Source organism: Nocardioides eburneus (assembly GCF_040838215.1).
Classification (GTDB): Bacteria; Actinomycetota; Actinomycetes; order Propionibacteriales; family Nocardioidaceae; genus Nocardioides; species Nocardioides eburneus.
The window spans coordinates 1-24391 of the sequence record NZ_JBFPJR010000003.1; the positions used below are offsets into that span (position 1 = coordinate 1).

Genomic DNA, 24391 nt, shown 5'->3' on the forward strand with positions numbered 1-24391 from the left:
GCCGGGGGGTGGGGCCGCCCGGCCGTCGGGGCGGCCCCTCCACGCACGAGAGGGCTCAGGAGAGCGCCGAGCCCTTCCGGTAGCTCGCCCAGCTCATGTTCCAGTCTCCGTAGCCGTTGCTGAACTCCATCGAGCGGTCCGTGCCGGTGGTCTCGACGACGTCACCGCGCCGGCTCATGTGATAGAGCCAGTCGGCATTGGCCGTGCTCATGCCGGTGCAGCCGTGCGAGACGTTCGCGTAGCCCTGGCTGCCCACCGACCAGGGCGCGGCGTGCAGGAACTCACCGGAATACGTCATCCGCATCGCCCATTGGACGTCGTCGATGTCGTAGTAGTTCGGGTCGTTCTTGCCGATGCCGATGGTCTCGGAGTTCATCCGCTTGACCGGAAACTTCTCGATGATGACCTTGACACCGCTGCGCGTGGTGAAGCCCGGCTTCCCGGTGGTGACCGGGATCGTCCGGAGCAGCTTGCCGTTGGAGAAGACCTTCATCTGGTCGGTCTGCGCGTTGACGCGGTAGATGTGGGCGTCGCCGACGTGGAAGGAGACGTCACGGTCCTCCTGGCCGTAGATGCCCCCACCGGCGGCGACGCTGTTCACGTCGACCTTCACGTCGACCTTGGTGCCGGCCTTCCAGTAGGTCTTCGGCCGCCAGTGCGCCTCCTTGTCGCTCAGCCAGTACCAACTGCCGGGCTGGGACGGCGTCGAGGTGACGTGCATGTGCTTCTCGAAGCTCGCCTTGTTGGTGACCGGAACGTCGAAGGTGACGATCACGGGCATCCCGACACCGACGGTCTCACCGTTGAGCGGCGCGACCGACGGGTAGGTCTGCTCGTCGAGGGTGAGCGCCTTGGTCGCGAACCTCGAGCGGTTCTTCGCGACCTTGCCGTCGGTGTCGACCGCCGTGCTGGCGATGGTGTACGTCGTCCCCGGCTCGAGCAGCTGCGAGGCGGTCCACGTCGTACGGTCGGCCGAGAGCTTGCCGGCGATGCGCGCGCCCTTCGCGGCCGAGACGACGACATCCTCGAACGTGCCGTTCTTCGCGGTGAGCGTGACGACCTTGTCCACAGCGACATCGTGGGCGCCGCGCTTGACGTTGGCGCGCACCGAGACGGCAGGCACCGCGGGAGACGCGCTGGTGGTGGCATCGGCGTCGCCTGCGGAGCCGACCGCCGCGGGACCGGCGTCGGGCGAACCCGATCCGGCGGCGCCGCAGCCGCTCAGCGCGAGCGCCGCGGACACCGCGACGACGAGCGCAGCGGCACGTCCGGATCGGCGCGCCGAGGTGGGCACGTGGCGTCGAGGACGGCGGACCAAGGTCATGGCGAAGACTCCAAACAGGAACAAGGGCGGGCCGCCCCCCGTCGGTCGGCCCCGCCCTAGGTTAACTGGTGACACCCCTGAGACGCCGAACCCCGCGCTCCGGTTGCCTCCGGATTGCGCGGGGTTCGGGTGATGCGACTGTTCTCTTGACGTCGTCCGGTGCGTGTTATCGCCAGGCGTGGACGCGAAGGCGACCTCCAAGCGAAGCGGGTCGTCGAGCGGCCGCAACGCAGCGAGAGCGCGTGTCGGGCGGCGTCAGTGCTTGAACTCGCCTCGGTAGTACTCAAGGTTCCAGCCGGCGAGGGCGATGAAGCCGACGACGGCGGCGATGATGAGCAGCCACCAGGCAGCCATCGCGACGGCGAAGACGCTCAGCGACAGCGTGAGCGCCGTCCACAGCGGCCACCAGGAGTACGGCGGGAAGAAGCCGAGCTCGCCGGCGCCGTCGGCGATCTCGCCGTCCTGACGGTCCTCGGGACGCGGGTCCATCCGCTTCGCGTGGAAGCCGAGGTAGAGCGAGATCATCAGCACCAGCAGCGTACACATGGTGAGCGCCGAGGTGCCGGTCCAGTCACCGCCGTGCTCACTCGCCGCCGTGACGAACCAGTACGCCGGCGTGGCGAGCGCGAAGAACACGGTGCAGGACACGAACATCCAGGCTTCGGACTTCATCGGGCTCAGCCCTCCTTACCGTGAGAGCCGCGGGCGGCGGCGACCTCTGCGTCAGGGCCCAGTTCGAGGGCCGCGATCTCGGGGTGGTGCAGGTCGAAGGCCGGGGACTCCGAGCGGATCCGCGGGATGCTGTGGAAGTTGTGGCGCGGCGGCGGGCACGAGGTGGCCCACTCCAGCGACCGGCCCCAGCCCCACGGGTCGTCCACGGTGACCTTCGGCGCACGACGCGAGATGTAGACGTTGTAGAAGAACGGCAGCATCGAGAGGCTCAGCAGGAACGCACCCACGGTCGAGACCTGGTTGAGCGTGGTGAAGCCGTCGGAGGGCAGGTAGTCGGCGATACGACGCTGCATGCCCTCGACGCCCAGCCAGTGCTGCACGAGGAACGTGGTGTGGAAGCCGATGAACAGCAGCCAGAAGTGGACCTTGCCGAGACGCTCGTTCAGCATCCGCCCGGTCATCTTCGGCCACCAGTAGTAGAAGCCGGCGAACATCGCGAACACGACCGTGCCGAAGACGACGTAGTGGAAGTGGGCCACGACGAAGTAGGAGTCGGACACGTGGAAGTCGAGCGGCGGGCTCGCCAGGATGATGCCGGTCAGACCGCCGAAGAGGAAGGTCGTGAGGAAGCCGATCGTCCACAGCATCGGAGTGTCGAAGCTGATCGACCCGCCCCACATGGTGCCGATCCAGTTGAAGAACTTCACGCCGGTCGGCACAGCGATCAGGAACGTCATGCCGGAGAAGAACGGCAGGTCCACGGCGCCGGTGACGAACATGTGGTGGGCCCACACGGCCACCGAGAGGACCGCGATGCCGAGGGTGGCGCCGACCAGGCCGACGTACCCGAAGACGGGCTTGCGGCTGAAGACCGGCAGGATCTCGGTCACGATGCCGAAGAACGGCAGCGCGATGATGTAGACCTCGGGGTGACCGAAGAACCAGAACAGGTGCTGCCACAGGATCGGGCCGCCGTGGGCGGCGTCGAAGACGTGGCTGCCGAACTGGCGGTCGGACTCGAGCATGAGCAGGGCGCCCGCGAGCACCGGGAACGCGATCAGGACCAGCAGCGAGGTGACGAGCGTGTTCCAGACGAAGATCGGCATCCGGAACATCGTCATGCCGGGCGCGCGCATGCAGATGATCGTGGTGATGAAGTTGACCGCACCGAGGATCGTGCCCAGACCGGCCATGTAGAGACCCATGATCCACAGGTCACCACCCGCGCCCGGGGAGTACTGCGCGGTGGAGAGCGGGGTGTAGGCGAACCAGCCGAAGTCGGCCGCACCGTTCGGGGTGAAGAAGCCGGAGGCCGCGATCAGGCCGCCGAACAGGAACAGCCAGTAGCTGAACATGTTGAGCCGCGGGAACGCCACGTCGGGCGAGCCGATCTGCAGCGGCATGATCACGTTGCCGAAGCCGAAGAACAGCGGGGTCGCGAACAGCAGCAGCATGATCGTGCCGTGCATGGTGAAGAGCTGGTTGTAGAGCTCGTCGTTGACGATCTGCTGGCCGGGGAACGCAAGCTCCGAGCGGATCAGCAGCGCCATGACGCCACCGACCAGGAACCAAGCGAACGAGGTCGTGAGATACATCTTGCCGATCAGCTTGTGATCGGTGGTGGTCAGGAGGCGGTAGACCTGCTGGCCCAGAGGCTTGCGGCTCCCCACCGTGGTGGTGGGGCTCGCAGCGGTGGCGGTCACTTGGACTCTCCCTCGCTTCCATCAGCGTTCAGATCGGCGGGCAGCGTGGACTTGCCGCCACCGAGGACGGGGGCACCCTTGGACTCGAAGCCCTTGGCCTGGAGCGCCTTGACGTACTGGTCGTAGTCGCTGGGGCTGACGATCGCGACCTTGAAGATCATCCGCCCGTGGTAGAGACCGCACAGCTCGTAGCAGGCGCCGCGGAAGGTCGCGGACTGACCCGCCTTGACCGGCTTGAGGAGGTCCGTCCCGTTCGGGTCGAACGCCGCGGTCGCGGCCTTGGTGGTCACCGAGTAGTGGTTGACCCGGCCGGGGACGACGTCCATCTTCATGTCGAAGTCCGGAACGCCGAAGTCGTGGATGACGTCCGCGGAGTGCAGGTTGAAGCGGGTGGTCTCACCCGCCGGGAGCACCAGGACCGGGATGTGCGAGCCGGTGCCGGCGTCGAACGCGTAGTCCTGGTAGGGGTAGGTGTCGTCGGTAAGGTCCTGGTCGGCGTCGTTGTCGAGCTGGCCGATGCCGTAGTTGAAGGTCCACTGCCACTGCTGGCCGACGACCTCGATCACGTTGTCGGGGACGACGTCATCGTCGAGCACGGCGTTCTGCGTCTTGACGGTGTGGGAGAACAGCACGATCACCATCAGGACCGGCGCGATCGTGTAGAAGATCTCCAGCGGCAGGTTGTAGCGCGTCTGGAGCGGGATGTCGGTCTCGCTCCGGCGGCGGAACCGCCAGACCGCGTAGAAGATCAGTCCCCAGACGATGACGCCGGTGATCAGTGCGGCGATCCATGCGCCCTGCCACAGGTGCAGGATGTGCTCACCCTGCTCCGATCGCGGGTCGGGCATGCCGAGCCGCTTCGCCTCGCCGGAGCAGCCGCCCAACAGGACGGAGCCGGCGGCCAGCGTGGCCAGCAGAGCGCCGCGTCGCGCGCGAGTGCCGACCGGACGTGTCCGGCCGGCTGCTGGTGAGTGCAGTCCTGGCACGTGCAGACCCACTACGAGCCTCTCTCTCAAGCAATCACGGGATAAGCCGCAGACTATCGGAATGGTCGCCGGGGCGAGAGGGAGGGTCGGCCACTAACGTGGAGCCGTGACGAATGGCGCAGCGGAACGCCCGCAGCACGGCTACTCCTATCTCGACGCCGCCTCCTCCGAACCGCTCCATCCCGCGGCCCGTGACGTGCTGTTCGCCGCGCTCGAGCAGGGGTACGCCGACCCGCGCCGTCTCCACGGCCCGGCGCGCAACGCGCGTCTGCTGCTCGACAACGCGCGCGAGGTCGTCGCCCAGTCCCTCGGGGTTCGGCGCGACGAGGTGACGTTCACGCCGTCGGGCACGCACGCCGTGCACCTGGGGCTGCTCGGACTGGCCGAAGCACGCCGCCGGATCGGGCGCGTGGTCGTCCACTCCGCGGTCGAGCACCAGTCGGTCCACCATGCGGCGCAGTGGTGGGGCGAGCCGTCCGTCGTCGGCGTGGACCACCTCGGTCGCGTCGACCTCGCCTCGTTCGCCGCCGCGGCCGGGCAGGACGGTGTCGCCGTGGCTGCGCTTCAGAGCGCCAACCACGAGGTGGGCACCGACCAGCCCGTGGACGACCTGGGCCTGCCCGACGACGTGCCGCTCTTCGTCGACGCCTGCGCGTCGATGGGCCGCGATCCCCTCCCCCAGCGCTGGTCCGCGCTCGCCGGCTCCGCCCACAAGTGGGGCGGCCCGGCAGGGGTCGGGGTCCTGCTGGTGCGGAAGGGAACGCGCTGGCGCAGCCCGTTCCCCGGCGACGACCGCATCGACGAGCGCACCACCGGGTTCGAGAACGTCGCCGGGGCCCTCGCCGCTGCGGCAGCGTTGCAGGCCGTCGTCGCCGAGCGTGCGGAGGTCAATGCCCGGCAGCGCGAGCTCATCGACCTGGTGCGCGCCCGAGTGGCCCACATCCCCGACGTCGACGTCGTCGGCGATCCGGACGACCGGCTCCCCCACCTGGTCACCTTCTCCTGCCTCTACGTCGACGGCGAGGCGCTCGTCACCGGGCTCGACCGGCTCGGGTTGGGCGTCGCGAGCGGCTCGGCCTGCACGGCCTCGACGCTGGAGCCGAGTCACGTCCTGGCGGCGATGGGAGCGCTCACCCACGGCAACGTCCGGCTCGCGCTCACGCGCGACACGACTCGCGCCGAGGTCGAGCGGCTCCTCGACGCCCTGCCCGAGGTCGTCGCCAAGATCCGTGCGGAGGCCGGATTGTGACCGCGCCGGCCCACACGCTGGACTGCCGCGGCAAGGCCTGCCCCCTGCCGGTCATCGAGCTCGGGCGCCACATCGGGGACGTCGAGGTCGGCCAGCTCATCGCGGTCGCCGCCACCGACCCGGCCGCCCGCGTCGACGTGCCCGCCTGGGCGCGGATGCGCGGCCAGGGGTACGTCGGCGAGGAGACCGCCGACGACGGCGTACCGCTCTATGTCGTGCGGCGCCTGAGCTGACGCCCGCGGTTGTGAGTGTCAGCGTGGCCTATGGCCCTCGCTGACACTCACAACCCGAGCCCGCCGGCTCAGCGCGGCAGGTGGGGGGCCACCTGGTCGGCCGCGTCGTCGCCGTACGACTCACGCAGGCGGGCGACGAACTCCGCGCCGGTGAAGGAGTACTCCTGGGTGCCGACCGTCTCGACGACGTACGCCGCCAGCACGCAGCCCACCTGGGCGGCGCGCTCGAGCGGCAGCTCCCAGGCGAGGGCGGCGAGGAACCCGGCACGGAACGCGTCGCCTACCCCGGTCGGCTCGACGGCGGTCACGTTCTTCGCCGCGGGGAGCACGATCGGCTCCTGCCCCTGACGGCTGATCCGGACACCGTCGGCGCCGAGCGTGGTGACCTGGGTGCCGACCCGGGCGAGCACCTCCTCGGCGGACCAGCCGGTCTTCTGCTCGAGGACGTGGGACTCGTACTCGTTGGTGAAGAGCAGCGCCGCGCCGTCCACAAGCTTGCGGATCAGGTCGCCGCCGCTGAACGCGAGCTGCTGGCTCGGGTCGGCGATGAAGCGGTAGCCGCGCTGGCGGCACTCGTCGGTGTGACGCAGCATGCCGTCGGGGTCGTCGGGGCCGACGACGACGTACATCGGGTCGCCGACCTTCGCGACGATCGGGGCGAGCTCGATCTCGCGGGCCTCGCTCATCGCACCCGGATAGAAGCTGGCGAACTGCGCCATCGTCGTGTCGGTGGTGCAGACGAAGCGCGCCGTGTGGCGGGTCTCGGAGACATGGATGTGGTCGCAGTCGACGCCGTGCCGCTCCAGCCAGGAGCGGTAGTCGCCGAAGTCCTCCCCCACCGCGCCGACGAGCACCGGACGCAGACCGAGCCGACCGAGGCCGAAGGACATGTTGGCGGCCACCCCACCGCGGCGGATCTCCAGGTCGTCGACGAGGAAGCTCACCGAGAGCTTGTCGAGCTGGTCGACCACGAGCGAGTCCGCGAACTTGCCGCCGAACGTCATCAGGTGGTCGGTGGCGATGGAACCGGCGATGAGGAGGGATCCGGGCATGATCGGCACCCTACCGGGCAGCTCCCCGGCATCCCCCACCCGCGAGCCTCCGCACCGGCGCGGAAGTTACCGCTCGGTCCTGCTTCTTCTACCGGTGGGTAGTACGTAGCGTCGCAGTATGACCGCGATCACGGGTCCCGCAGCGCGCCTGACCAGCGATTTCACCAGAATGGCGTACGACGACCTGCCGACGCCCCAGGAGCTGCGTGACGACTGCCGGGCGGCCGGCGCGGCCCTCGCCTACGTCCCGGCTCCGCGCGACGCGCACCGACCCACGCCGCAGCTGCGTCTCGAGGACCTCGGCGTGCCGGCAGGCGGGACCGGTCTCCTCGCCGCGGCCCATCGCGTCGCCGACGCCCTGGCGCTCGAGCAGGACTGAGCGAGCCCGCTCGCGCGACGTACTGCCTTCCGCATCCCTCCCACGGAAGGCAAGAGCCCCCGCCGTGCCGGCGGGGGCTCTTCTTATGCCTGTGGACCTTCGGCTCAGTGGAAGCTGTCGCCGCAGGCGCAGGAGCCGGTGGCGTTGGGGTTGTCGATCGTGAAGCCCTGCTTCTCGATCGTGTCCACGAAGTCGATCATGGCGCCGTTGAGGTAGGGAACGCTCATCCGGTCGACCACGACGCCGACGCCGTCGAAGTCGGTGACGACGTCACCGTCGAGGCTGCGCTCGTCGAAGAAGAGCTGGTAGCGCAGACCCGAACAGCCGCCCGGCTGCACGGAGATGCGCAGGTTGAGGTCGTCGCGGCCCTCCTGCTCGAGGAGGCTCTTCACCTTCGCGGCCGCCACCGGGCTCAGGTTGATGCTGTCGGCGCGGCGCTCAGTGATCTGCTCAGTCATGGGGCTCCCCTAGTGATGGGTGCGGAGGTCTGTCTCTTCGACCAATCGTCGCACACCTCTGGTTATTCCCGGTGGCGTACGTCGATGTCGCGGTCGCGTCAGTCGCGTGACCAGGTCCGGGCGACCCGCTCGGCGAGGTCGGCGAGCGCCGCCGCGGGCTCGGCGAAGGCGCGCTCCTCGCCGACGATGTCGAGGAGCGAGTACGCCGCCTCGACGCCCAGCGCGCGCATCTCCCGGGCGCCGACCGTCACCTGCCCGGCGAGGACGACACAGGGCCGGACCGCCTCACCGGCGACGGCCGCGACGCCGGCAGGAGCCTTGCCGCCACCGCTCTGCGGGTCGAAGGAGCCTTCACCGGTGAGGACGACGTCGGCCTTCCGTGCGCGGGCGAGCAGCCCGACGGCCTCGGCGACGACCTCTACCCCGGGGTGCCGCTCGGCGCCGAGGAGCAGCAGCCCGAACCCGAGACCGCCCGCCGCACCGGCGCCCTTGCCCGACGCGACGAAGCGGTCGGTCGCGGCGGCGAACGCCTCCAGCGCGGCGTCCCACCGGGGAGTCTCGGCGTCGTCGAAACCCTTCTGTCCGCCGAAGATCCGGGTGGCGCCGAAGATGCCGGTCAGCGGGTTGTCCACGTCGCTGGCGGCGACCAGCTCGATCCCGGCGAGCGCCTCGCGCGGGATGTCGACCCGCGTGACGCCCTCGAGCCCGAGCGGCCCTGCGTCGAGCGGCCGGTCGCCCGTCGCGCCCAGCGCGGCGAGCATCCCGGCGCCGCCGTCGTTGGTCCCGCTCCCGCCCAGGCCGACCACGATCCGGCGCGCCTCCGCATCCCGCGCGGCCAGGAGCAGCTGGCCGACGCCGTACGTCGTCGCCTTCTCGGGATCCTGCTTCCGGGTGAGGTGCAGGCCGCAGGCCTGCGCGGACTCGACGTACGCCGTCTCACCGTCGATCAGCACGGTCGCCTCGACGGGCGATCCGAGCGGCCCGCGGACCGTGACCGGCAGCAGCCGGCCGCCGAGCGACTCGTGGAGGACGTCGACGAAGCCGGGGCCTCCGTCGGCCATCGGCACGAGGTCGAGCTCGTCGTCCGGGGCGTGCCGGCGCCAGCCGGACGCGATCGCCGCGGCCGCCTCGGGTGCCGTGAGCGTGCCGGCGAACTTGTCAGGAGCGACCAGGACGCGCATGGGGCCAACCTAGTGGGTGGCAAGCGTGGTCAGTCGTGGCGACGCCGTAGGTTCACAACGGCGCACTCCTGTGAGCCTCCACCGCACCCGGGCATAAGATCTGGGGCCATGACGACCGTGGACCTTCCGCTGCTGCCGCTCGGGCGTGGTACCGACCTCTCCTCCGAGCGGGGCGTGGAGTGCCCCGGCGACCTGCCGCCGGCGTCCGACCCGGACCTGGTCGCCCGCGCCCTCGCCGCGAAGGAGAAGCTCGGCGACCGGGTGTTCGTGCTGGGCCACCACTACCAGCGTGACGAGGTCATCGCGTTCGCCGACGTGACCGGTGACTCCTTCAAGCTCGCGCGTGACGCGGCGGCGCGCCCGGAGGCGGAGTTCATCGTCTTCTGCGGCGTGCACTTCATGGCCGAGTCGGCCGACATCCTCACCTCCGCCGACCAGCAGGTGGTTCTGCCCGACCTGGCGGCGGGCTGCTCGATGGCCGACATGGCCCGACTGCAGCAGGTCGAGGACTGCTGGGACGCGTTCGCCGAGGCCGGGATCCAGGACCAGGTCGTGCCGGTGACCTACATGAACTCCTCCGCCGACATCAAGGCCTTCTGCGGCCGCAACGGCGGCGTCGTGTGCACCTCCTCCAATGCCCAGACCGTGCTGGAGTGGGCCGTCGACCAGAAGGCCGACGTCGAGGGCGGCGCGAAGATCCTCTTCCTCCCCGACCAGCACCTCGGCCGCAACACCGCGGTGCTCAAGCTGGGCTATTCGCTCGACGACTGCGTGGTCTGGAACCCCCACCGGCCGAACGGCGGCCTGACCGCCGAGCAGCTGCGCGAGGCGAAGATGATCCTGTGGCAGGGCCACTGCTCGGTCCACGGCCGATTCTCCCCCGACACCATCGCGGAGCTGCGCGCCGAGATCCCGGGGATCCAGATCCTCGTCCACCCCGAGTGCCGCCACGAGGTTGTCACCCAGGCCGACCTCGTCGGGTCGACCGAGTTCATCATCAAGACGGTCGCCGACGCACCCGCCGGCGCGGCGTTCGCCATCGGCACCGAGCTCAACCTCGTCAAGCGTCTCGCCGACCGTCACCCCGACAAGAGGATCGTCTTCCTCGACCGGACGGTCTGCTTCTGCTCCACGATGAACCGCATCGACCTCCCCCACCTCGTGTGGGCGCTTGAGTCTCTCGTGGACGGGGTCGTCGTCAACCGCATCGAGGTCGACCCCGACACGGAGCACTACGCCAAGGTCGCCCTGGAGCGGATGCTCGAGCTTCCCGGCAAGACCCAGAACGACTGATCACCTGGTCGAGATGTCGATTCCGACCAGTCGAGATGTCGATTCTGGCGCCACAACCGACATCTCGGCGCGTCACAACCGACATCTCGGCGCGCGACAACCGACATCTCGGCGCGTCACAACCGACATCTCAGCGCGGGAGGCGTACGGCGATCGTGGTGTCCCCCGGGGCGCTGCGCAGGGTGACGCTGCCGCCGTGGGAGGCGACGATCGCCTGCACGAGAGACAGCCCGAGGCCGGCGCCGCCGTCGCGCTGACGCGCGCTGTCGCCGCGGGTGAATCGCTCGAAGGCGCGCGGGACGAGCTCGGGCGGGAAGCCTGGACCGTCGTCGTGGACGTCGAACCCGTCGGGCCGCACCGTGACGGTGACGGTCGTCCCCGCCGGGGTGTGGCGTCGGGCGTTCGTGAGCAGGTTGGTGATGACCTGGTGGAGCCGCTGCTCGTCGCCGGGGACGACGACGTCTGACTCCTCCGGGTCGACCCCTGCCGGGAGGTGGAGCTGCCAGGTGTGGTCGGGCGCGACGACCCGTGCGTCGTCGACCGCCTCGAGCAGCATCCGGGTGAGCTCGACCGGCTCGCGCTCGAGCGGGCGACCCTGGTCCAACCGTGCCAGGAGCAGAAGGTCCTCGACGAGGCCGGTCATCCGGACCGACTCCTCCTCCACCTTCGCCAGCGCCGTCGGGACCGCCGCCGGCCGCTGCTGGGCGAGCTCGGTGTAGCCGCGGATCGTCGTCAGCGGCGTCCGCAGCTCGTGCGACGCGTCGGCGACGAACTGCCGCACCTGCTGCTCGCTCGCATGCCGCGCCGAGAGCGACGACTCCACGTGGGCGAGCAGGGTGTTGAGAGCCGCGCCCACCTGGCCGACCTCGGTGTGCTCATCGGTCAGCCGCTCCGGCACTCGCTGCGACACCTCGACCTCGCCGGACGCGAGTGGCAGGCCCGCCACGGTGTTCGCCGTGGCGGCCACCTCGCGCAGGGGGCGCAGCTGGCGTCGTACGACGTAGGTGCCGGCGGATCCCGCGACCGCGATGCCGAGCAGCGCGAGGGCCGCCTCCCACCAGATGAGGTTGTGGATCGTGTCGTCGACGTCCTTGGTGGGCAGGCCCACGACGACGGTCCCGGTCTGACCGGTGCTCGGCACCACGCCGGCACCCGCCACGACGCGATAGCTGCCCAGGCCCGGCACGTCCACGGTGTGCGGGCGGGCGTCGTCCGTGACGGAGGCCGCGGCGTCGAGGCCCGCGGTGGAGATCGCGCGGTAGTCGTTCGGCCCGTCGACCACCCACCCGCTGGCCTGACCGCTGTCGGGGACGAAGACGGACAGGGCGTTCGGCTGGAGGTTGTTCCGGACACCCGGCGGACGTCCCTGCGCCAGCTCGCGGACGTCGCGGTCCAGCCGGTCCATCAGGCTGTTGCGCATCGCCAGGGTGGTGATGGCGCCGATGACGACGCTGACGAGCAGCACCAGCGCGACAGCGGTGAGGACGAGCCGTGAGGTGAGGGAGGCGAGGAGCTTCATGAGGTGGCCGGCTTGAGGACGTACCCCGCGCCGCGCATGGTGTGGATCATCGGCGAGCGACCGGCGTCGATCTTCTTGCGCAGATAGGAGATGTAGAGCTCGACGACGTTGGCCTGGCCGCCGAAGTCGTAGTTCCAGACCCGGTCGAGGATCTGGGCCTTCGACAGGACCCGGCGCGGGTTGCGCATGAGGAAGCGGAGCAGCTCGAACTCGGTCGCGGTGAGCGTGATCTCCTGGCCGTCGCGGAAGACCTCGCGGCTGTCCTCGTCCATCTCGAGGTCACCGACGCGCAGCACCGAGCGCTCCTCGACCCGCGCGGCACCCGCTCGCCGCATCAGGGCGCGCAGTCGCGCCACCAGCTCCTCGAGCGAGAACGGCTTGGTGACGTAGTCGTCGCCGCCCGCGGTCAGCCCGGCCACGCGGTCCTCGACGGCGTCCTTGGCGGTGAGGAAGACGACGGGTACGTCGGGCGAGGTGCCGCGCACGCGGCGCAGCACCTCCAGCCCGTCGAAGTCCGGCAGCATGATGTCCAGCACGATCGCGTCGGGATCGAACTCGCGCGCCGCCGCCACCGCCTTGCTGCCCGTGTGAGCACTCGCCACCTCCCAGCCCTCGTAGCGCAGGGCCATCGCGATCAGCTCGGCGATGTTGACCTCGTCGTCGACGACGAGGACGCGCAGCGGCGATCCGTCGGGCCGGGTGAGCTCAGGCGCAGTCGTGCTCATGGCTCCCATCCTGACCGATCCCGCTGTGCGCTTCCTGTGAGACTTCTGTGCCGGGTGTCAGCGGGAGAATGTCGGTGCGCCACCGCTGAACCCGCCGGCTCCGAAGCCGCCGCCGCTGAAGCTGGCGGACCCGCCGCGTTGCCCGCTGCCGAAGCCCTGCTGACCGGACGAGTCGCCGGTCGGTAACGGCGTCGAGAGATCGGCCAGCACGACCTGCTCCCCCGCCTTGAGGCCGTCGGTGACCTCGGTCCGGGACCGGCCCACCACGCCGGTCGTGACCCGGACGCGCTGCGGCTCGCCGTCGTCGAGCACCGTCACGGTCCCGTCGGACACGGCGGACGTCGGGACGGTGAGTACGCCGTCGGCCGACCCGACCACGACGTCGACCGACGCGGTGGTGCCGGTCAGCAGGTCAAGCCCGCGCTTGGCCAGTGTCACGGTCACCGGGTACGTCGTGCTGCCCGAGGAGGTCGCCGGCACCTGGCCGATCGCGGTCACCGTCGCCTCGAGCGCGTCGTCGGCGCCGGCCGGGGTGACCGACGCCTTCTGCCCGACCTTGAGGTCCCGCACCTGCGTGCTGGTGACGTTCACGTCGACGGTGATCAGGCCCTTCGAGACGATCGTGACGGCGTCGCTCCCTGCGCTCGCCGAGTCGCCCGTCGCGACGTCCACCGCGGCCACGATCCCGGCCGCCGGCGCCCGCAGCGTCGCGCCCTTCAGCGCCTGCTGCGCCGCGACCAGCTCGGCCTTGGCCTGGTCGATCGAGGCCTGGTCCTTGGCGAGAGTCGCCGCCGTCACGCTGCGTCCACCACTGCCGGACACGCCACCCGACTGGCTGCTCTGGCTGCTCTGGCCGCTCTGGCCGCTCTGGGTGCCCTCGCTGCCTTGCGGCGCGCTCTGAGTACCGCCGGGCGTCTGCTGGCCCTTGCCGGGCAGGCTCGGGGTCTTGCCACCCTTGCCCGACTGGCTCGGGGTGGTCTGCTGGCCCTTGCCGGGCTGGTCACTGTTACCGGATTGTCCGCCTTGACCCGTCTGGCCGGACTTGCCGGACTCGTCCTCGGATCCGCTCGTGTCGTCGCCACTGTTCTCGGTCCCGGCACAGTCGGATTGCGCGTTGCGCAGGCTAGCGGCGAGGTTGCCCGTGCTCGAAAGGTCGCCACCGAGGGTCACGATCGCACCCTTCACGTTCCCGAGCAGCGCCTCAGCCCCCGTGGTCGCGTCCGAGAGAGCCTTCGTTGCGTCATCGAGCGCGGAGGTCGCGTCGCCGAGCGACGTAGCGGCGTCCGTCACCTTCGTCTGCCAGGTCTTGATCTGCGCGATCAGGTCCGAACTCGAGGTGCCGTCCGACGCGGCCGTGTCGAGCAGTGTGTCGAGCTGCTCGACAGCGTCGTTCAGCTTGCCCTGGGCTGTGTCGACAGCATCCTGCGCCGTCGAAACATCCTTCTTGGCGTCAGAGACGTCGGTGATGGCAAGGGCGAGGTCACTGCCATCGCCCGTAGCGGGCACTTCGCCCTGCACGGAGCTCAACGCGTTCAGCGCATCGCTGATGTCCTTCGCACAGGCGGCGGGATCGACGACGGAGCCCGCAGACGTTGATGCCTTGGCGGTTGCGACGACCGGGGTCACGGAAGACGCGCCGGCGGTCGTGGATCGAGTCACGTAGACCGCCGTCGTCGTGCCGCCCTCGGAGCCGGCGGCCGACGTGCTGGTGCTCGAGGAGGACGTCGTCGTGGCGCTGGTCTGGGCCTCCTCGTCGGTCTCCAACTGCGCCCGCGCAGACGCGAGGGAGGCCTTCGCCTTGGTCACCGTGGCCTGCAGCGACGAGCGGTCGAGGCGGGCGACGACCTGCCCCTTCGTGACCTTGTCACCCTCCGCGGCGACCTTGCTGACCGTCCCGGAGGTGCCGAAGGCGAGATCGACCCGGCCGGTGGGCGCAATGGTGCCGGAGAGCGCGAGCGTCTGCTCGACGTCACCCTTGGTGACGGCAGCGGTCCGATAGCCGCTGGCGCCGCTGGCGGTGGCGGCGTACGTCGCATAGCCGCCGCCGATCACGACGACCGCCACGACCGTGCCGGTGGCGGCCTTCAGCCAGCGCCGGGCCGGGCGCTTCACCGGCTGCCTCCGCTGCGACCCATGAAGCCACCGGTGCACTCGCCGTCCACCGGGTCGCTGAGGCTGATCCTCGAGGCGGTCACCGCGCCGGTGTCATCGGTCTGGCCGGTCGCGGAGACGCACTTCCCGACCTTCAGTGCGCTCGCCGTGGCGCTCTTCGTGGCCGTCACGGTGGCGCTCGAGCCGACCTTGACGCTCACCCTGGTGGTGTCCGTGGAGCCGGGCGTCACGGCGGCGACCGTGAAGCCGTCGGCGGTCACGGCGGTCACCTTCCCCGAGGTACCGAACATCCGGCCGCCGCTCGGGCCACCGGACGCACCGCCGGAGGGGAAGTCCGAGGGCATGTCGCTCGGCAGGTTGCTGGGCATCCCCGAGGGTGCGCCGGAGGCGCCGTTCCGACGGAAGCCACGCCCGCCGAAGCCACCCTCACACGACCCCTTCACCGCCGCAGTGATCCGGATGGTCCCGGCGGTCACGGGACCGCTGGCCGAGGCACTCGCCGACCCGCTCGCCGAGCCCGACCCCGCATCGGCCGGCATCACCGTGACGCAGGTCCCGACCTTGACATCCTTGATCGACCCGGTCACCTCCTGGGTGATCGCCGTCTTGGCCGAGTAGGTGACCGCGACCTGGCTGTCGGTGCCCTGCACCTGCAGCGTCTTGCCGCTCTTCGCCGCGATCTTGCCGAACGCGCCGGGCATGCCGCCGCCCTGTCCGGGCCCGCCGGCACCGCCGGAGCCGGTGGCGGCGCCCGAGCCGGAGCCGGCGTACCCCTGCTGGGCCGGCTGGTCGCCCGCCGTGGTCGTGCCACCGGACGAGCCGCACGCGGAGAGCGTGAGCAGACCGGCGGTGGCGAGGGCGAGGAACGGGAGCGTGCGGTTCACGAGACTTCCTTCGTACGTCGAGATGGGCGGAGCGGAGTGCAGCTACTCGCTGCGGAGCGCGTCGATCGGGGTGAGGCGGGCGGCGCGGCTGGCGGGGTAGACACCGAAGCCGATGCCCAGGGCGAGGGCGGTGCCGAGCGCCGCGAGCGTGGCCGCCACGGAGAGCGAAACCGGTTGGTCGATGAGGCCGGGCAGGAACTGCGCGCCGGCGGCCGCGATCAGGATGCCGACCACTCCCCCCGCGAAGCCGAGCAGCGAGGCCTCGACGAGGAACTGCCGTCGGATCACCCGTGGCGTCGCGCCGAGTGCCTTGCGCAGGCCGATCTCACGGATTCGCTCGGTGACGGAGACGAGCATGATGTTCATGACGCCGATCCCACCGACGAGCAGCGAGATCGCCGCGATGCCTCCCAGCAGGACGGTGAGCGTCTTGTTGGTGGCGTTGGCCGTCTCGACCAGCGAGTCCTGACTGGAGATGCTGAAGTCGGCCGAGTCGGCGGTGACGCCGTGGAGGTTGAGCAGGAGCGCGTTGATCTCCTGGTAGGCGGGCGAGAGCGCCGCGTCGGACCGCGCCTCGACGTAGATCGTCGAGACCGAGGAGCTGGTCGAGCCGGTGAGGGCCTTGGCGGTGCTGATGGGCGTGATGGCGGTGTCGTCCTCGCTGCTACCGCTCGAGGAGCTGCCGGTCGAGGCGAGGACGCCGATGACCGTCAGCTGCGTGCCGCCGACCGTGACAGTCTGGCCGACCGGGCTGACCGGCCCGCTGAAGAGCTCGGACGCCGTGTCGGGCCCGAGGACGACGACCTTCGCGCCGGACTCGACCTCCTTCGCGGTGAAGAACCGCCCCGAGGACACCGTCCGCTTGCGTACGTCGGGCCAGGCGGTCGTCGCCCCGACGAGTGACGTGGTCCAGTTGGTGCTGGTGGTGTCCACCTCCGTGTTCGAGGAGGTCACCGGCGCGACGGCGGCCACGTCGGGGACGGCGGTCGCATCGCCGATCGCGTCCGCGTCCTGGAGCGTGAGCGTGGAGGCCGACCCGAAGCCGCCGCGTACGCCGGAGGAGCTGGTGGAGCTTCCGGGCGAGACGATGAGGAGGTTGCTGCCCAGCGCGCTGATCTGGTCCTTCACCTTGTCCTGGGCGCCCTGGCCGAGGCCGACGGTGAGGATCACCGAGGCGATGCCGATGACGATGCCGAGCATCGTCAGGATCGACCGCAGCCGGTGCGAGCGGACCGCATCCCACGCGGTCCGCAGAGTCTCGATCCAGTTCATGAGGCCATCACCGGCTCGTCGGCGGTGATCAGCCCGTCACGGATCGTCAGGTTGCGGTTCGCCCGGGCAGCGACATCGTGCTCATGGGTGATGAGCACGATCGTGCGGCCACTCTCGTGGAGCTCGTCGAGCAGCCCGAGGACCGCCTCGGTCGAGGCCGAGTCGAGGTTCCCAGTCGGCTCGTCGGCGAGGATGATGTCCGGCTCGGTCACCAGCGCACGCGCCACCGCGACGCGCTGCTGCTGACCGCCGGAGAGCTCGCCCGGCCTGTTGTCGGTCCGATCGCCGAGGCCGACGCGGGTCAGGGCTTCGACGGCGCGGTCCCGACGCTCCGAGCGGTGCACGCCGGCGTACACCAGCGGCAGCTCGACGTTGCGCCACGCCGGCAGGCTCGGCAGCAGGTTGAACTGCTGGAAGACGAAGCCGATCCGCCGGTTGCGCACCACCGCCAGGTCGGCCTCGGTCATGGTCGACACGTCCTCGCCACCGAGGTGGTAGCTGCCGTCGGTCGGCACGTCGAGGCAGCCGAGGATGTTCATCAACGTCGACTTGCCGGAGCCCGAGGGGCCGACCACGGCGACGTACTCCCCCTCGGCGATGCTCATGTCCACGCCCCGCAGCGCCTCGAACTCGATCGAGCCGGAGCGATAGGTCTTGCGGACGCCGCTGAGCGCGACGACGATCTCGCGGCTCACGAGCCACCGCCCGGCATCCCGCCCGGCATCTGACCGCCGCCCGGCATCTGGCCACCTCCGGGCATCTGACCGACGAAGCTGCCGTACCCGCCGGAGCCGCTGCCGGAGCGCCCCGAGCCGGTGCGCGAGCTGCTGCCGCCGGGCAGGCTCACGCCCGACACCCGGACGGTGTCGCCGGCCTTGAGGCCCTTCGTGATCTCCGTCGTGGCGCCATAGACCTCACCGACCGTGACCTGTGTCTTGACCGGCTTGCCGTCGACCATCTTCTCGACGTAGGCCTTGCCGTTCGAGCTCTGGATCGCGCGGCTCATCACCGTCAGAACGTCGGTGCGCTGCTTGACCGTGATGGTCGCCGTGGCGCTGGTGCCGGCGTAGAGATCGCTCTGCTGACCGGTGACGTCGATGGTGACGGGGAAGACCGCAGCTCCCGACGAGCTGGCCGACGCGACGAGCCCCACGCTCTTCACCGTGCCGTAGACGGTGTCGCTCGCACCGCTCACAGTGATCGTGGCCTGCATGCCCTTCTTCACCTGGGGCGCGTCGTCGGCGCTCACCGTCGCGTCGATGATGAAGCGCTTGGTCGACACGATCGTGACAGCCGAGGAGGAGCTGGAACTCGTGGAGGCGCTGCTCGTGCTCGAGCCGCCCGTCCCGGCGGCACCTGAGCCGCCGGAGGAGCCCGACGAGCCCGATCCCGAGGAGCCGCCGACGACATCGCCGACCGCGAGGTCGAGCGAGGCGACGGTCCCGTTGATGGTGGCGCGCAGGACCGCGTCCTTCACGTCCTGCTGCGCGTCTGCGAGCGTCGCCTTCGCCGCCACGATGGCGGTCTGGTCGGCCGCGATCTGGACGTCGGAGGCGTCCGCGTCCTCGTCGTCGGTGAGCTGCTGCTCGGCGGCGGTGAGCGAGGCCCGGGCGGCGTCGCGGGTCGCGACCAGGGAGGTGTCGTCGATCCGCGCGAGCGCCTGGCCCTTGACGACCCGGTCACCCGCGGCGACGTAGACCTTCGTGACCGTGCCCGACACGGCGAAGTCGAGGTCGGCGGTCTTCGCGGCCTCGACGGTCCCTGACGTGGACACCGTCTGCTTCACGGTGCCGGACGTGACCTGCACCGTCATCGCGGTCGCGGCCTGGGACGTCCCTCCGCGGGTCATCAGCCACCAGCCGGTCCCTCCGACGGCGAGCATCACGACGACGACCGTCGCGAGCCCGCCCTTCCAGCCCAGTGCACGCAACCTCGCGCGTAGCTTGCCCAACGATCCGCCCTTCCGTCCGCGCACTCCTCCGGCACGCCGGGAGCACTCTCCCGACCCGGACTGTGGCGGTTGTGGGCCGAACCTGTGCCGAACCTGTGACCGCCCGGACGTCAGAGGCCCGGAGCGCCCCAGAGCGCGAGCCAGCGGGAGAGGTCCTTCTCAAGCGGGAGCTCGCCGGCCGCGGCGTCACGCACCGAGATCTCGAGCAGGTTGTCGCGCTGGTCGTCGCCGGTCGGCGCGAACGGATAGAAGGTGCCCTGCTTGTAGAGGTAGACCAGTCCCACCTTGCGGCCGTCGGCGCCGGTGAACGGGATGAGCGAGCACAGCAGCCCGGGGCCGTAGCCGTGGAGCTCCAGCGTGGTGTTGACGGCGTGGAGGTCCGTGCAGAGCCCGGTGAGGTCGGGGTTGGCCGGGTCGATCGGGTCGTGGTCGACCTCGAGCCAGGTGAAGCCGAAGGAGTCCTGGCTCGTGGTCACACGCGGCGCGCCGTCGGAGGCCTTCAGCAGGTCGAGGATCTCCTGCTGGGTGCCCGCGAAGCCCGCCCCGGCCGCCGCCCGGTAGCAGACCGCGCCGTCCCCGGTCGGCACCAGACCGAGAGCGGCCTGGAGGGTGACGGCGGCACCGGGCACGGCGAAGAGCGCATCCAGCTTGGCCTGCTTCGGCTTCGAACGGCCGGTGACGACGTCCCAGAATCCCATGGCCCTCGCAGCCTACCCGGGGCCCGCCGGCTAGACGTTGGGGCGGCCGAGCTCGGCCTCGATGCGGGCGAGCTGCTCGAGCCTCTGCTCCAGCGACGGGTGCGTGGAGGTGAGCGTGCGGAGCGAGACGCCGCCGATCGCCGGCGCAATGAAGAAGGCGTTCATGCTCTGCGCCGCCCGCAGGTCGCGCTGCGGGATCCGGTTGATCTCGCCGGTGATCTTCTGCAGCGCCGAGGCCAAGGCCTGCGGCTTCATGGTGAGCTGGGCGCCCGCCCGGTCCGCCGACAGCTCGCGATAGCGCGAGAGGAGCCGCAGGAGCAGGAAGCTGACGGCGTACACCACCAGCGACACGACGAGGACGACCAGCCACACGGGCAGGCCGTTGTTGTTGCCGCGCCGGTCCCGTCCTCCGCCGAAGATCGCGCCGTACTGCGAACCGCGTGCCAGCATGCCGGCGATGATGCCGGCGGACGACGCGACGGTCATGACGAGGACGTCGCGGTGCGCGACGTGGCTCAGCTCGTGGGCCAGCACCCCCTCGAGCTCCTCGGCATCGAGCCGGTGCAGGATCCCGGTGGTGACCACCACGACGGAGCGCTTCGGGGAGCGACCGGTCGCGAACGCGTTCGGCAGGTCGGTGTCGGCGACGCCGACCCGCGGCTTCGGCATGTCGGCCAGGGCGCAGAGCCGGTCGATCATGGCGTGCAGCTCGGGCGCCTGCTGAGGAGTCACCTCGCGGGCGCGCATCGCCTTCATCGCGATGCTGTCGGAGCTGTACCACTGCCACCAGGCGATGCCGAGGCCGATGACGGCGATGAACGGCGCGTATCTCGCCGGGAAGATCAGCATCAGCACCACGATCAGCGCGACGAAGACCGCGCCGAGGAGGAACATCACCGTGGTCATCCGGGCCGTGAGCCCGGCGTCACCGACGAAACGCGTGCGTGCCATGACATGAGTGTCCCGCACGCTCCCAACTGTCGCCCCAAGAGGCGTCGGAAGCGCGCGGGACGGCGAGGCGCACGGCCCAGGCTCAGCCGGGGATCAGCCCGTCGTCGGCGAGCATGTCGGCGACCTCGCTCATGGTCGCGTCGGCCGACGGCAGGATGAGGTCGGACTCGTCGATGGCGTCCACCGGGTGGGGCACCCCGGCGGTGCGTACGCCGTCGAGCAGCTCCTTCAGCGCCGCCTCGAACGCCTCCTGGTCGGAGGCACCGATGGCGGCCTCCACGGCAGCGTCCAACTGGTTGAGCCGGTCGAGGGCCGAGTCGGCGATGTCGTACTGGCCCTCACCCAGGATCCGGACGATCACTGCTCTGCCTGCTTCTCGGTCGACTGCACGTCGATCACCGGCTGGGACTGGCCGCCGTTGATCGCCTGCGGTGCGCCCTGACCCTTGAGCGCGGCGAGCTCGGCCTCGACGTCGGACTGCGAGCTCAGCGCATCGAGCTGACGGCTGATGTCGTCGTTGGGGCTCGCGGTGAGGTCGTCGAGGGCACCGGACGCGATGAGCTCGTCGACCGCCCCCGCACGCGCCTGCATCTCCTGGGTCTTGTCCTCGGCCCGCTGCATGGCGAGGCCGATGTCGCCCATCTCCTCGCCGATGCCGGAGACGGCCTCGTTGATCCGCGTCTGGGCCTCGGCGGCGGTGTAGGTCGCCTTGATGGTCTCCTTCTTGGTGCGGAAGGACTCCACCTTGGCCTGCAGCCGCTGCTGGGCGAGGGTGAGCTTCTCCTCCTCGCCCTGGAGCTGGGCGTGCTGAGCCGTCAGGTCGTTGATCTGCGCGGTCAGCCCGGACTTGCGGGTGAGAGCCTCGCGGGCGAGGTCCTCACGGTTCATGTTGATCGCCTGCTGCGCCTGGCTCGTCAGCTTGTCGGACTGCTGCTTCAGCTGGTTGATCTGGAGCTCGACCCGCTTGCGGCTGGTGGCCACGTCGGCCACGCCACGACGCACCTGCTGGAGCATCTCCAGCTGCTTCTGGTAGCTGTAGTCGAGGACCTCGCGCGGGTCCTCCGCGCGGTCGAGCGCCTTGTTGGCCTTCGCCTTGAAGATCAGGCTCATGCGCTTCATCAGACTCATGGAAAACGAACGCCTCTCTCGCGCGTAGATGTACGCCGTGCCGCCTCAGTGTGGTCGAACCGTCGCTGTGGAGCGGCCGCTGGGCTTCACCCTACGGCTCGACCACAACAACCGGCCATCACCTCGATAGTGTGTACGTCGCACGACTCACCCAAACCTGCCCACTCGAGGTCTTTTCCGTTGTTCGGTCGCAAGTCCCAGTCCACCCCGGTCGCCGAGACCCAGGTCGCCGCCAAGCCCAGCGGGAAGGGCCGGCCGACGCCGACCCGCAAGGAGGCGGAGGCAGCGCGCAAGGCGCGGCTGAAGACGCCCCGCACGCGCAAGGAGCAGGCGGCCGCCGCCCGGCTGGCCCGCGCCGAGAGCAGCCAGAAGATGCGCGAGGCGATGAAGACCGGCGACGATCGCTACCTCCCCGCCCGCGACCGCGGTCCGGTGAAGCGCTTCGTCCGCGACTACGTCGACAGCCGGTTCACGATCGCCGAGGTGGTCCTGCCGGTCCTGATCGTCGCCATGATCTTCGGCTATGTCGGCTCCACGCGCCTCGCCGTGATCGGCGAGCTCGTCGTCCTCCTCATGATCGTCCTCGTCGTGATCAACCTCGTGGTGCTGCTCGTCGGCATGCGCCGCCAGATCCGGGCGCGGTTCTCCGAGAAGGACGTGCGTGGCACCACCTACTACGCGGTGATGCGGGCGATGCAGGTGCGCTTCCTGCGCATGCCCAAGCCTCAGGTCAAGATCGGCACCGAGCTGCCGAAGACCTACCGCTGAGGGCGACGCTTCTCGGTCCGTCACCTCCGCGGCGTACGCCGTTTCGGGTGCGTTCGCGCTGCGCGGCTTGAAATCGGCCTGGCAGGGGTAACGATAGATCCGCTGTGATCCATGTGCTCGCCGGCGCCCTTCACGACGTCCGCCGGCGGCCACGACCCCAAGGAGTGGTGGCGTCGATGTTCGGTCGTCTTCCCGCGCTGCACCAGGCCCTGGTGATCCTCGTCGGTCTCGCCGTCGGGGCGGTTGGTGGCTTCTGGGCCGCACGCGCCGCGGAGCTTCCGTTCGGCGGATCCGTCGGAGCGGGGGTCGGCGCCGCGCTCGGCATCCTGCTCGCGTACGCCGCGGTGCGCGAGCCGCACCACGAGCATCCGCACCGGATGCGCGTACGACGCCACTGACCTCCCCGACAACGGGGCCCGGCCCCTGCGTCAGAGGCCGAGGAGGTGTTCCAGGCCGATCGTGAGCCCCGGGTGGGCAGGCACGGCCCGCAGCCCTGCGAGTGCACCCGGCGCGAACGACGCCCGGTCGAGCGAGTCGTGGCGGATCGTGAGGGTCTCCCCCACGCCGCCGAGCACGACCTCCTGGTGGGCCACCAGCCCACGGATCCTGAGCGCGTGCACGTGGATGCCGTCGATCTCGGCGCCGCGCGCACCCTCGAGCGCGGTGGTCGTCGCGTCCGGCACCGGACCGACGCCGGCCTCGCGGCGGGCATCGGCGATCAGCGCCGCGGTCCGCTGCGCCGTCCCCGACGGAGCGTCGGCCTTCGTCGGGTGATGGAGTTCGACGATCTCGACCGACTCGAAGAAGGGCGCCGCCTTCGCCGCGAGCTGCATCATCAGCAACGCGCCGATGGAGAAGTTCGGCGCGATCACGACGCCCACACGGGGGTGCTCGTCGAGCCAGCCGCGCAGCGTGGCCAGCCGCTCCTCGTCGAAGCCGGTGGTGCCGACGATCGCGTGGATGCCGCGCTCGATGCAGAACCGCAGGTTCTCCATGACGGCGGCGGGCGTGGTCACGTCGACGACGGCCTCCGCCCCGGTCTCGACGAGCGTCTCCAGGCTGTCGCGTGAGCCGATCCTCGCGACCAGGTCGAGGTCGTCGGCCGCGTCGACCGCGTCGCTGATCACGCTCCCGAGCTTGCCGCTCGCTCCCAGCACCGCCACCTTCATCACGAGCGACAACCTACTAGTCGGCGCCGCCACCGACGTGTCGGCCCCACGACCGTGGGACAGGGCCACGAGAGCCTCGGCGCGTGGGGCGCACCACCCCCACTGCCCGTCTGGGCAGGGGCGGAAGCGAGAACCCCCACGCGTCTGGCAGGCTTGGCACCATGGTGGTGCAGACGATCCCGGCGCGCATCCGCTGGGCGGTGGACTTCATGGACGTGCAGCCCAACGACCACATCCTCGAGGTCGGTTGCGGTCCAGGAGCCGGCGCGGAGCTCATCTGCAGCCGCCTGGAGACCGGGAAGCTCTTCGCCATCGACCGATCCGAGTCCGGCGTCGACCGGACCAAGCGGCGCTGCGCGAAGTACATCGACGCCGGCCGCCTCACGGTCCGCCAGATCGACCTGGCCACGCTGCGCGTGCCCGTCAAGCGGCTGAACAAGGTCTTCGCGTTCAACGTCAACCTGTTCTGGGTGCGCGACGCCTCGGCCGAGATCGCCCTCCTCCACGAGCGCGTCCTCCCCGGCGGGACGGTCAACATCTTCTATGAGGCCACCCGCCGAGAGCAGGTGCCCGAGATGATCGAGAAGACCTCCAAAGGACTCGCCGAGGCGGGCTTCCGGGTGTCGATCATCGACAGCCGGCAGCCCGCCGCGGTCGGCATCATCGGGCGCCGCTGAGCCCCAC

26 protein-coding genes are annotated in these 24391 nt (G+C 70.3%); 7 read left to right on the forward strand and 19 right to left on the reverse strand.

The genetic code is table 11. From position 1 onward, the window contains the following. Positions 1–55: 55 nt before the first annotated feature. The 4 genes from AB3X52_RS01990 to ctaC all read right to left on the reverse strand — a co-directional run bounded on the left by AB3X52_RS01990 (position 56) and on the right by ctaC (position 4685). Complete coding sequence (locus tag AB3X52_RS01990; protein WP_367991032.1) at positions 56–1324, reverse strand: L,D-transpeptidase; 1269 nt, start codon at positions 1322–1324, stop codon at positions 56–58. A 255-nt stretch (positions 1325–1579) separates the two neighbouring features. Continuing rightward, positions 1580–1996: a cytochrome c oxidase subunit 4 gene (locus tag AB3X52_RS01995; RefSeq protein ID WP_367991034.1), complete on the reverse strand. Its 417-nt coding sequence runs from the start codon at positions 1994–1996 to the stop codon at positions 1580–1582. 5 nt (positions 1997–2001) lie between these two features. After that, complete coding sequence (gene ctaD, locus AB3X52_RS02000; RefSeq protein ID WP_367991036.1) at positions 2002–3699, reverse strand: aa3-type cytochrome oxidase subunit I; 1698 nt, start codon at positions 3697–3699, stop codon at positions 2002–2004. Then, a complete protein-coding gene (ctaC, locus tag AB3X52_RS02005) occupies positions 3696–4685 on the reverse strand; it encodes an aa3-type cytochrome oxidase subunit II (protein ID WP_367991037.1) in 990 nt (329 codons plus the stop codon). The genes ctaD and ctaC overlap by 4 nt, the downstream gene beginning before the upstream one ends. A 106-nt stretch (positions 4686–4791) precedes the next feature. On the opposite strand from ctaC, the gene AB3X52_RS02010 reads away from it, so the two are divergent. Both AB3X52_RS02010 and AB3X52_RS02015 read left to right on the forward strand, forming a co-directional pair. Continuing rightward, positions 4792–5934 (forward strand): cysteine desulfurase family protein, encoded by a 1143-nt coding sequence (locus AB3X52_RS02010; protein ID WP_367991038.1) that lies wholly within the window; start codon positions 4792–4794, stop codon positions 5932–5934. Further along, entirely contained in the window at positions 5931–6167 is a 237-nt protein-coding gene (locus tag AB3X52_RS02015; RefSeq protein ID WP_367991040.1) for a sulfurtransferase TusA family protein, read from the forward strand. Before AB3X52_RS02010 ends, AB3X52_RS02015 begins: the two co-directional genes overlap by 4 nt. A gap of 68 nt (positions 6168–6235) precedes the next feature. Here the strand turns inward: AB3X52_RS02015 and AB3X52_RS02020 are convergent, their stop codons facing one another. Continuing rightward, on the reverse strand, positions 6236–7219 hold the full coding sequence (locus AB3X52_RS02020; protein WP_367991041.1) for a carbohydrate kinase family protein: 984 nt from the start codon (positions 7217–7219) through the stop codon (positions 6236–6238). A gap of 118 nt (positions 7220–7337) precedes the next feature. Between AB3X52_RS02020 and AB3X52_RS02025 the strand changes: the two genes are divergently transcribed. Next, positions 7338–7598, forward strand: coding sequence for a hypothetical protein (locus AB3X52_RS02025; protein ID WP_367991043.1), 261 nt, complete (start codon positions 7338–7340; stop codon positions 7596–7598). A gap of 104 nt (positions 7599–7702) precedes the next feature. Here AB3X52_RS02025 and erpA read toward each other — a convergent pair whose 3' ends face one another. Together erpA and AB3X52_RS02035 are read right to left on the reverse strand one after the other, a co-directional pair. Next, positions 7703–8056, reverse strand: coding sequence for an iron-sulfur cluster insertion protein ErpA (gene erpA, locus AB3X52_RS02030; protein ID WP_367991044.1), 354 nt, complete (start codon positions 8054–8056; stop codon positions 7703–7705). Positions 8057–8154: 98 nt separating this feature from the next. Further along, entirely contained in the window at positions 8155–9237 is a 1083-nt protein-coding gene (locus AB3X52_RS02035; protein WP_367991045.1) for a glycerate kinase family protein, read from the reverse strand. Between the two features lie 108 nt (positions 9238–9345). On the opposite strand from AB3X52_RS02035, the gene nadA reads away from it, so the two are divergent. Then, positions 9346–10530 (forward strand): quinolinate synthase NadA, encoded by a 1185-nt coding sequence (gene nadA, locus AB3X52_RS02040; protein ID WP_367991047.1) that lies wholly within the window; start codon positions 9346–9348, stop codon positions 10528–10530. A gap of 130 nt (positions 10531–10660) precedes the next feature. Here nadA and AB3X52_RS02045 read toward each other — a convergent pair whose 3' ends face one another. The 11 genes from AB3X52_RS02045 to AB3X52_RS02095 form a co-directional block, all read right to left on the reverse strand. After that, positions 10661–12049, reverse strand: coding sequence for a sensor histidine kinase (locus AB3X52_RS02045; RefSeq protein WP_367991048.1), 1389 nt, complete (start codon positions 12047–12049; stop codon positions 10661–10663). After that, positions 12046–12774, reverse strand: a complete 729-nt coding sequence (locus AB3X52_RS02050) for a response regulator transcription factor (protein WP_367991050.1) — start codon at positions 12772–12774, stop codon at positions 12046–12048. The genes AB3X52_RS02045 and AB3X52_RS02050 overlap by 4 nt, the downstream gene beginning before the upstream one ends. 57 nt (positions 12775–12831) lie before the next feature. After that, positions 12832–14886 (reverse strand): HlyD family efflux transporter periplasmic adaptor subunit, encoded by a 2055-nt coding sequence (locus AB3X52_RS02055; RefSeq protein ID WP_367991051.1) that lies wholly within the window; start codon positions 14884–14886, stop codon positions 12832–12834. Further along, the gene (locus AB3X52_RS02060) at positions 14883–15770 is read right to left on the reverse strand and encodes a hypothetical protein (RefSeq protein ID WP_367991052.1); all 888 of its coding nucleotides are present in this window, start codon (positions 15768–15770) and stop codon (positions 14883–14885) included. The genes AB3X52_RS02055 and AB3X52_RS02060 overlap by 4 nt, the downstream gene beginning before the upstream one ends. 42 nt (positions 15771–15812) lie before the next feature. Next, complete coding sequence (locus AB3X52_RS02065; protein WP_367991053.1) at positions 15813–17042, reverse strand: ABC transporter permease; 1230 nt, start codon at positions 17040–17042, stop codon at positions 15813–15815. Then, entirely contained in the window at positions 17039–17737 is a 699-nt protein-coding gene (locus tag AB3X52_RS02070) for an ABC transporter ATP-binding protein (protein WP_367991054.1), read from the reverse strand. The genes AB3X52_RS02065 and AB3X52_RS02070 overlap by 4 nt, the downstream gene beginning before the upstream one ends. Further along, a complete protein-coding gene (locus tag AB3X52_RS02075; protein ID WP_367991055.1) occupies positions 17734–18993 on the reverse strand; it encodes an efflux RND transporter periplasmic adaptor subunit in 1260 nt (419 codons plus the stop codon). The genes AB3X52_RS02070 and AB3X52_RS02075 overlap by 4 nt, the downstream gene beginning before the upstream one ends. A gap of 110 nt (positions 18994–19103) precedes the next feature. After that, positions 19104–19691, reverse strand: coding sequence for a PspA-associated protein PspAB (pspAB, locus tag AB3X52_RS02080; RefSeq protein ID WP_367991057.1), 588 nt, complete (start codon positions 19689–19691; stop codon positions 19104–19106). A gap of 30 nt (positions 19692–19721) precedes the next feature. After that, positions 19722–20642: a zinc metalloprotease HtpX gene (htpX, locus tag AB3X52_RS02085; protein ID WP_367991058.1), complete on the reverse strand. Its 921-nt coding sequence runs from the start codon at positions 20640–20642 to the stop codon at positions 19722–19724. Between the two features lie 82 nt (positions 20643–20724). Next, positions 20725–21003 carry a PspA-associated protein PspAA gene (pspAA, locus tag AB3X52_RS02090; protein ID WP_367991059.1) on the reverse strand — a complete coding sequence of 93 codons (279 nt, stop codon included), beginning with the start codon at positions 21001–21003 and terminating at the stop codon, positions 20725–20727. Further along, on the reverse strand, positions 21000–21770 hold the full coding sequence (locus AB3X52_RS02095) for a PspA/IM30 family protein (protein WP_367991060.1): 771 nt from the start codon (positions 21768–21770) through the stop codon (positions 21000–21002). Before AB3X52_RS02095 ends, pspAA begins: the two co-directional genes overlap by 4 nt. Positions 21771–21950: 180 nt before the next feature. Between AB3X52_RS02095 and AB3X52_RS02100 the strand changes: the two genes are divergently transcribed. Both AB3X52_RS02100 and AB3X52_RS02105 read left to right on the forward strand, forming a co-directional pair. Next, a complete protein-coding gene (locus tag AB3X52_RS02100; protein ID WP_367991062.1) occupies positions 21951–22538 on the forward strand; it encodes a DUF3043 domain-containing protein in 588 nt (195 codons plus the stop codon). A gap of 176 nt (positions 22539–22714) precedes the next feature. Then, positions 22715–22936, forward strand: a complete 222-nt coding sequence (locus AB3X52_RS02105) for a hypothetical protein (RefSeq protein ID WP_367991064.1) — start codon at positions 22715–22717, stop codon at positions 22934–22936. Positions 22937–22966: 30 nt separating this feature from the next. On the opposite strand, the gene dapB is transcribed toward AB3X52_RS02105, so the two are convergent. After that, entirely contained in the window at positions 22967–23710 is a 744-nt protein-coding gene (gene dapB, locus AB3X52_RS02110) for a 4-hydroxy-tetrahydrodipicolinate reductase (RefSeq protein ID WP_367991065.1), read from the reverse strand. A 158-nt stretch (positions 23711–23868) separates the two neighbouring features. Between dapB and AB3X52_RS02115 the strand changes: the two genes are divergently transcribed. Then, positions 23869–24384: a class I SAM-dependent methyltransferase gene (locus tag AB3X52_RS02115; protein WP_367991067.1), complete on the forward strand. Its 516-nt coding sequence runs from the start codon at positions 23869–23871 to the stop codon at positions 24382–24384. The last annotated feature ends 7 nt before the right edge of the window (positions 24385–24391 follow it).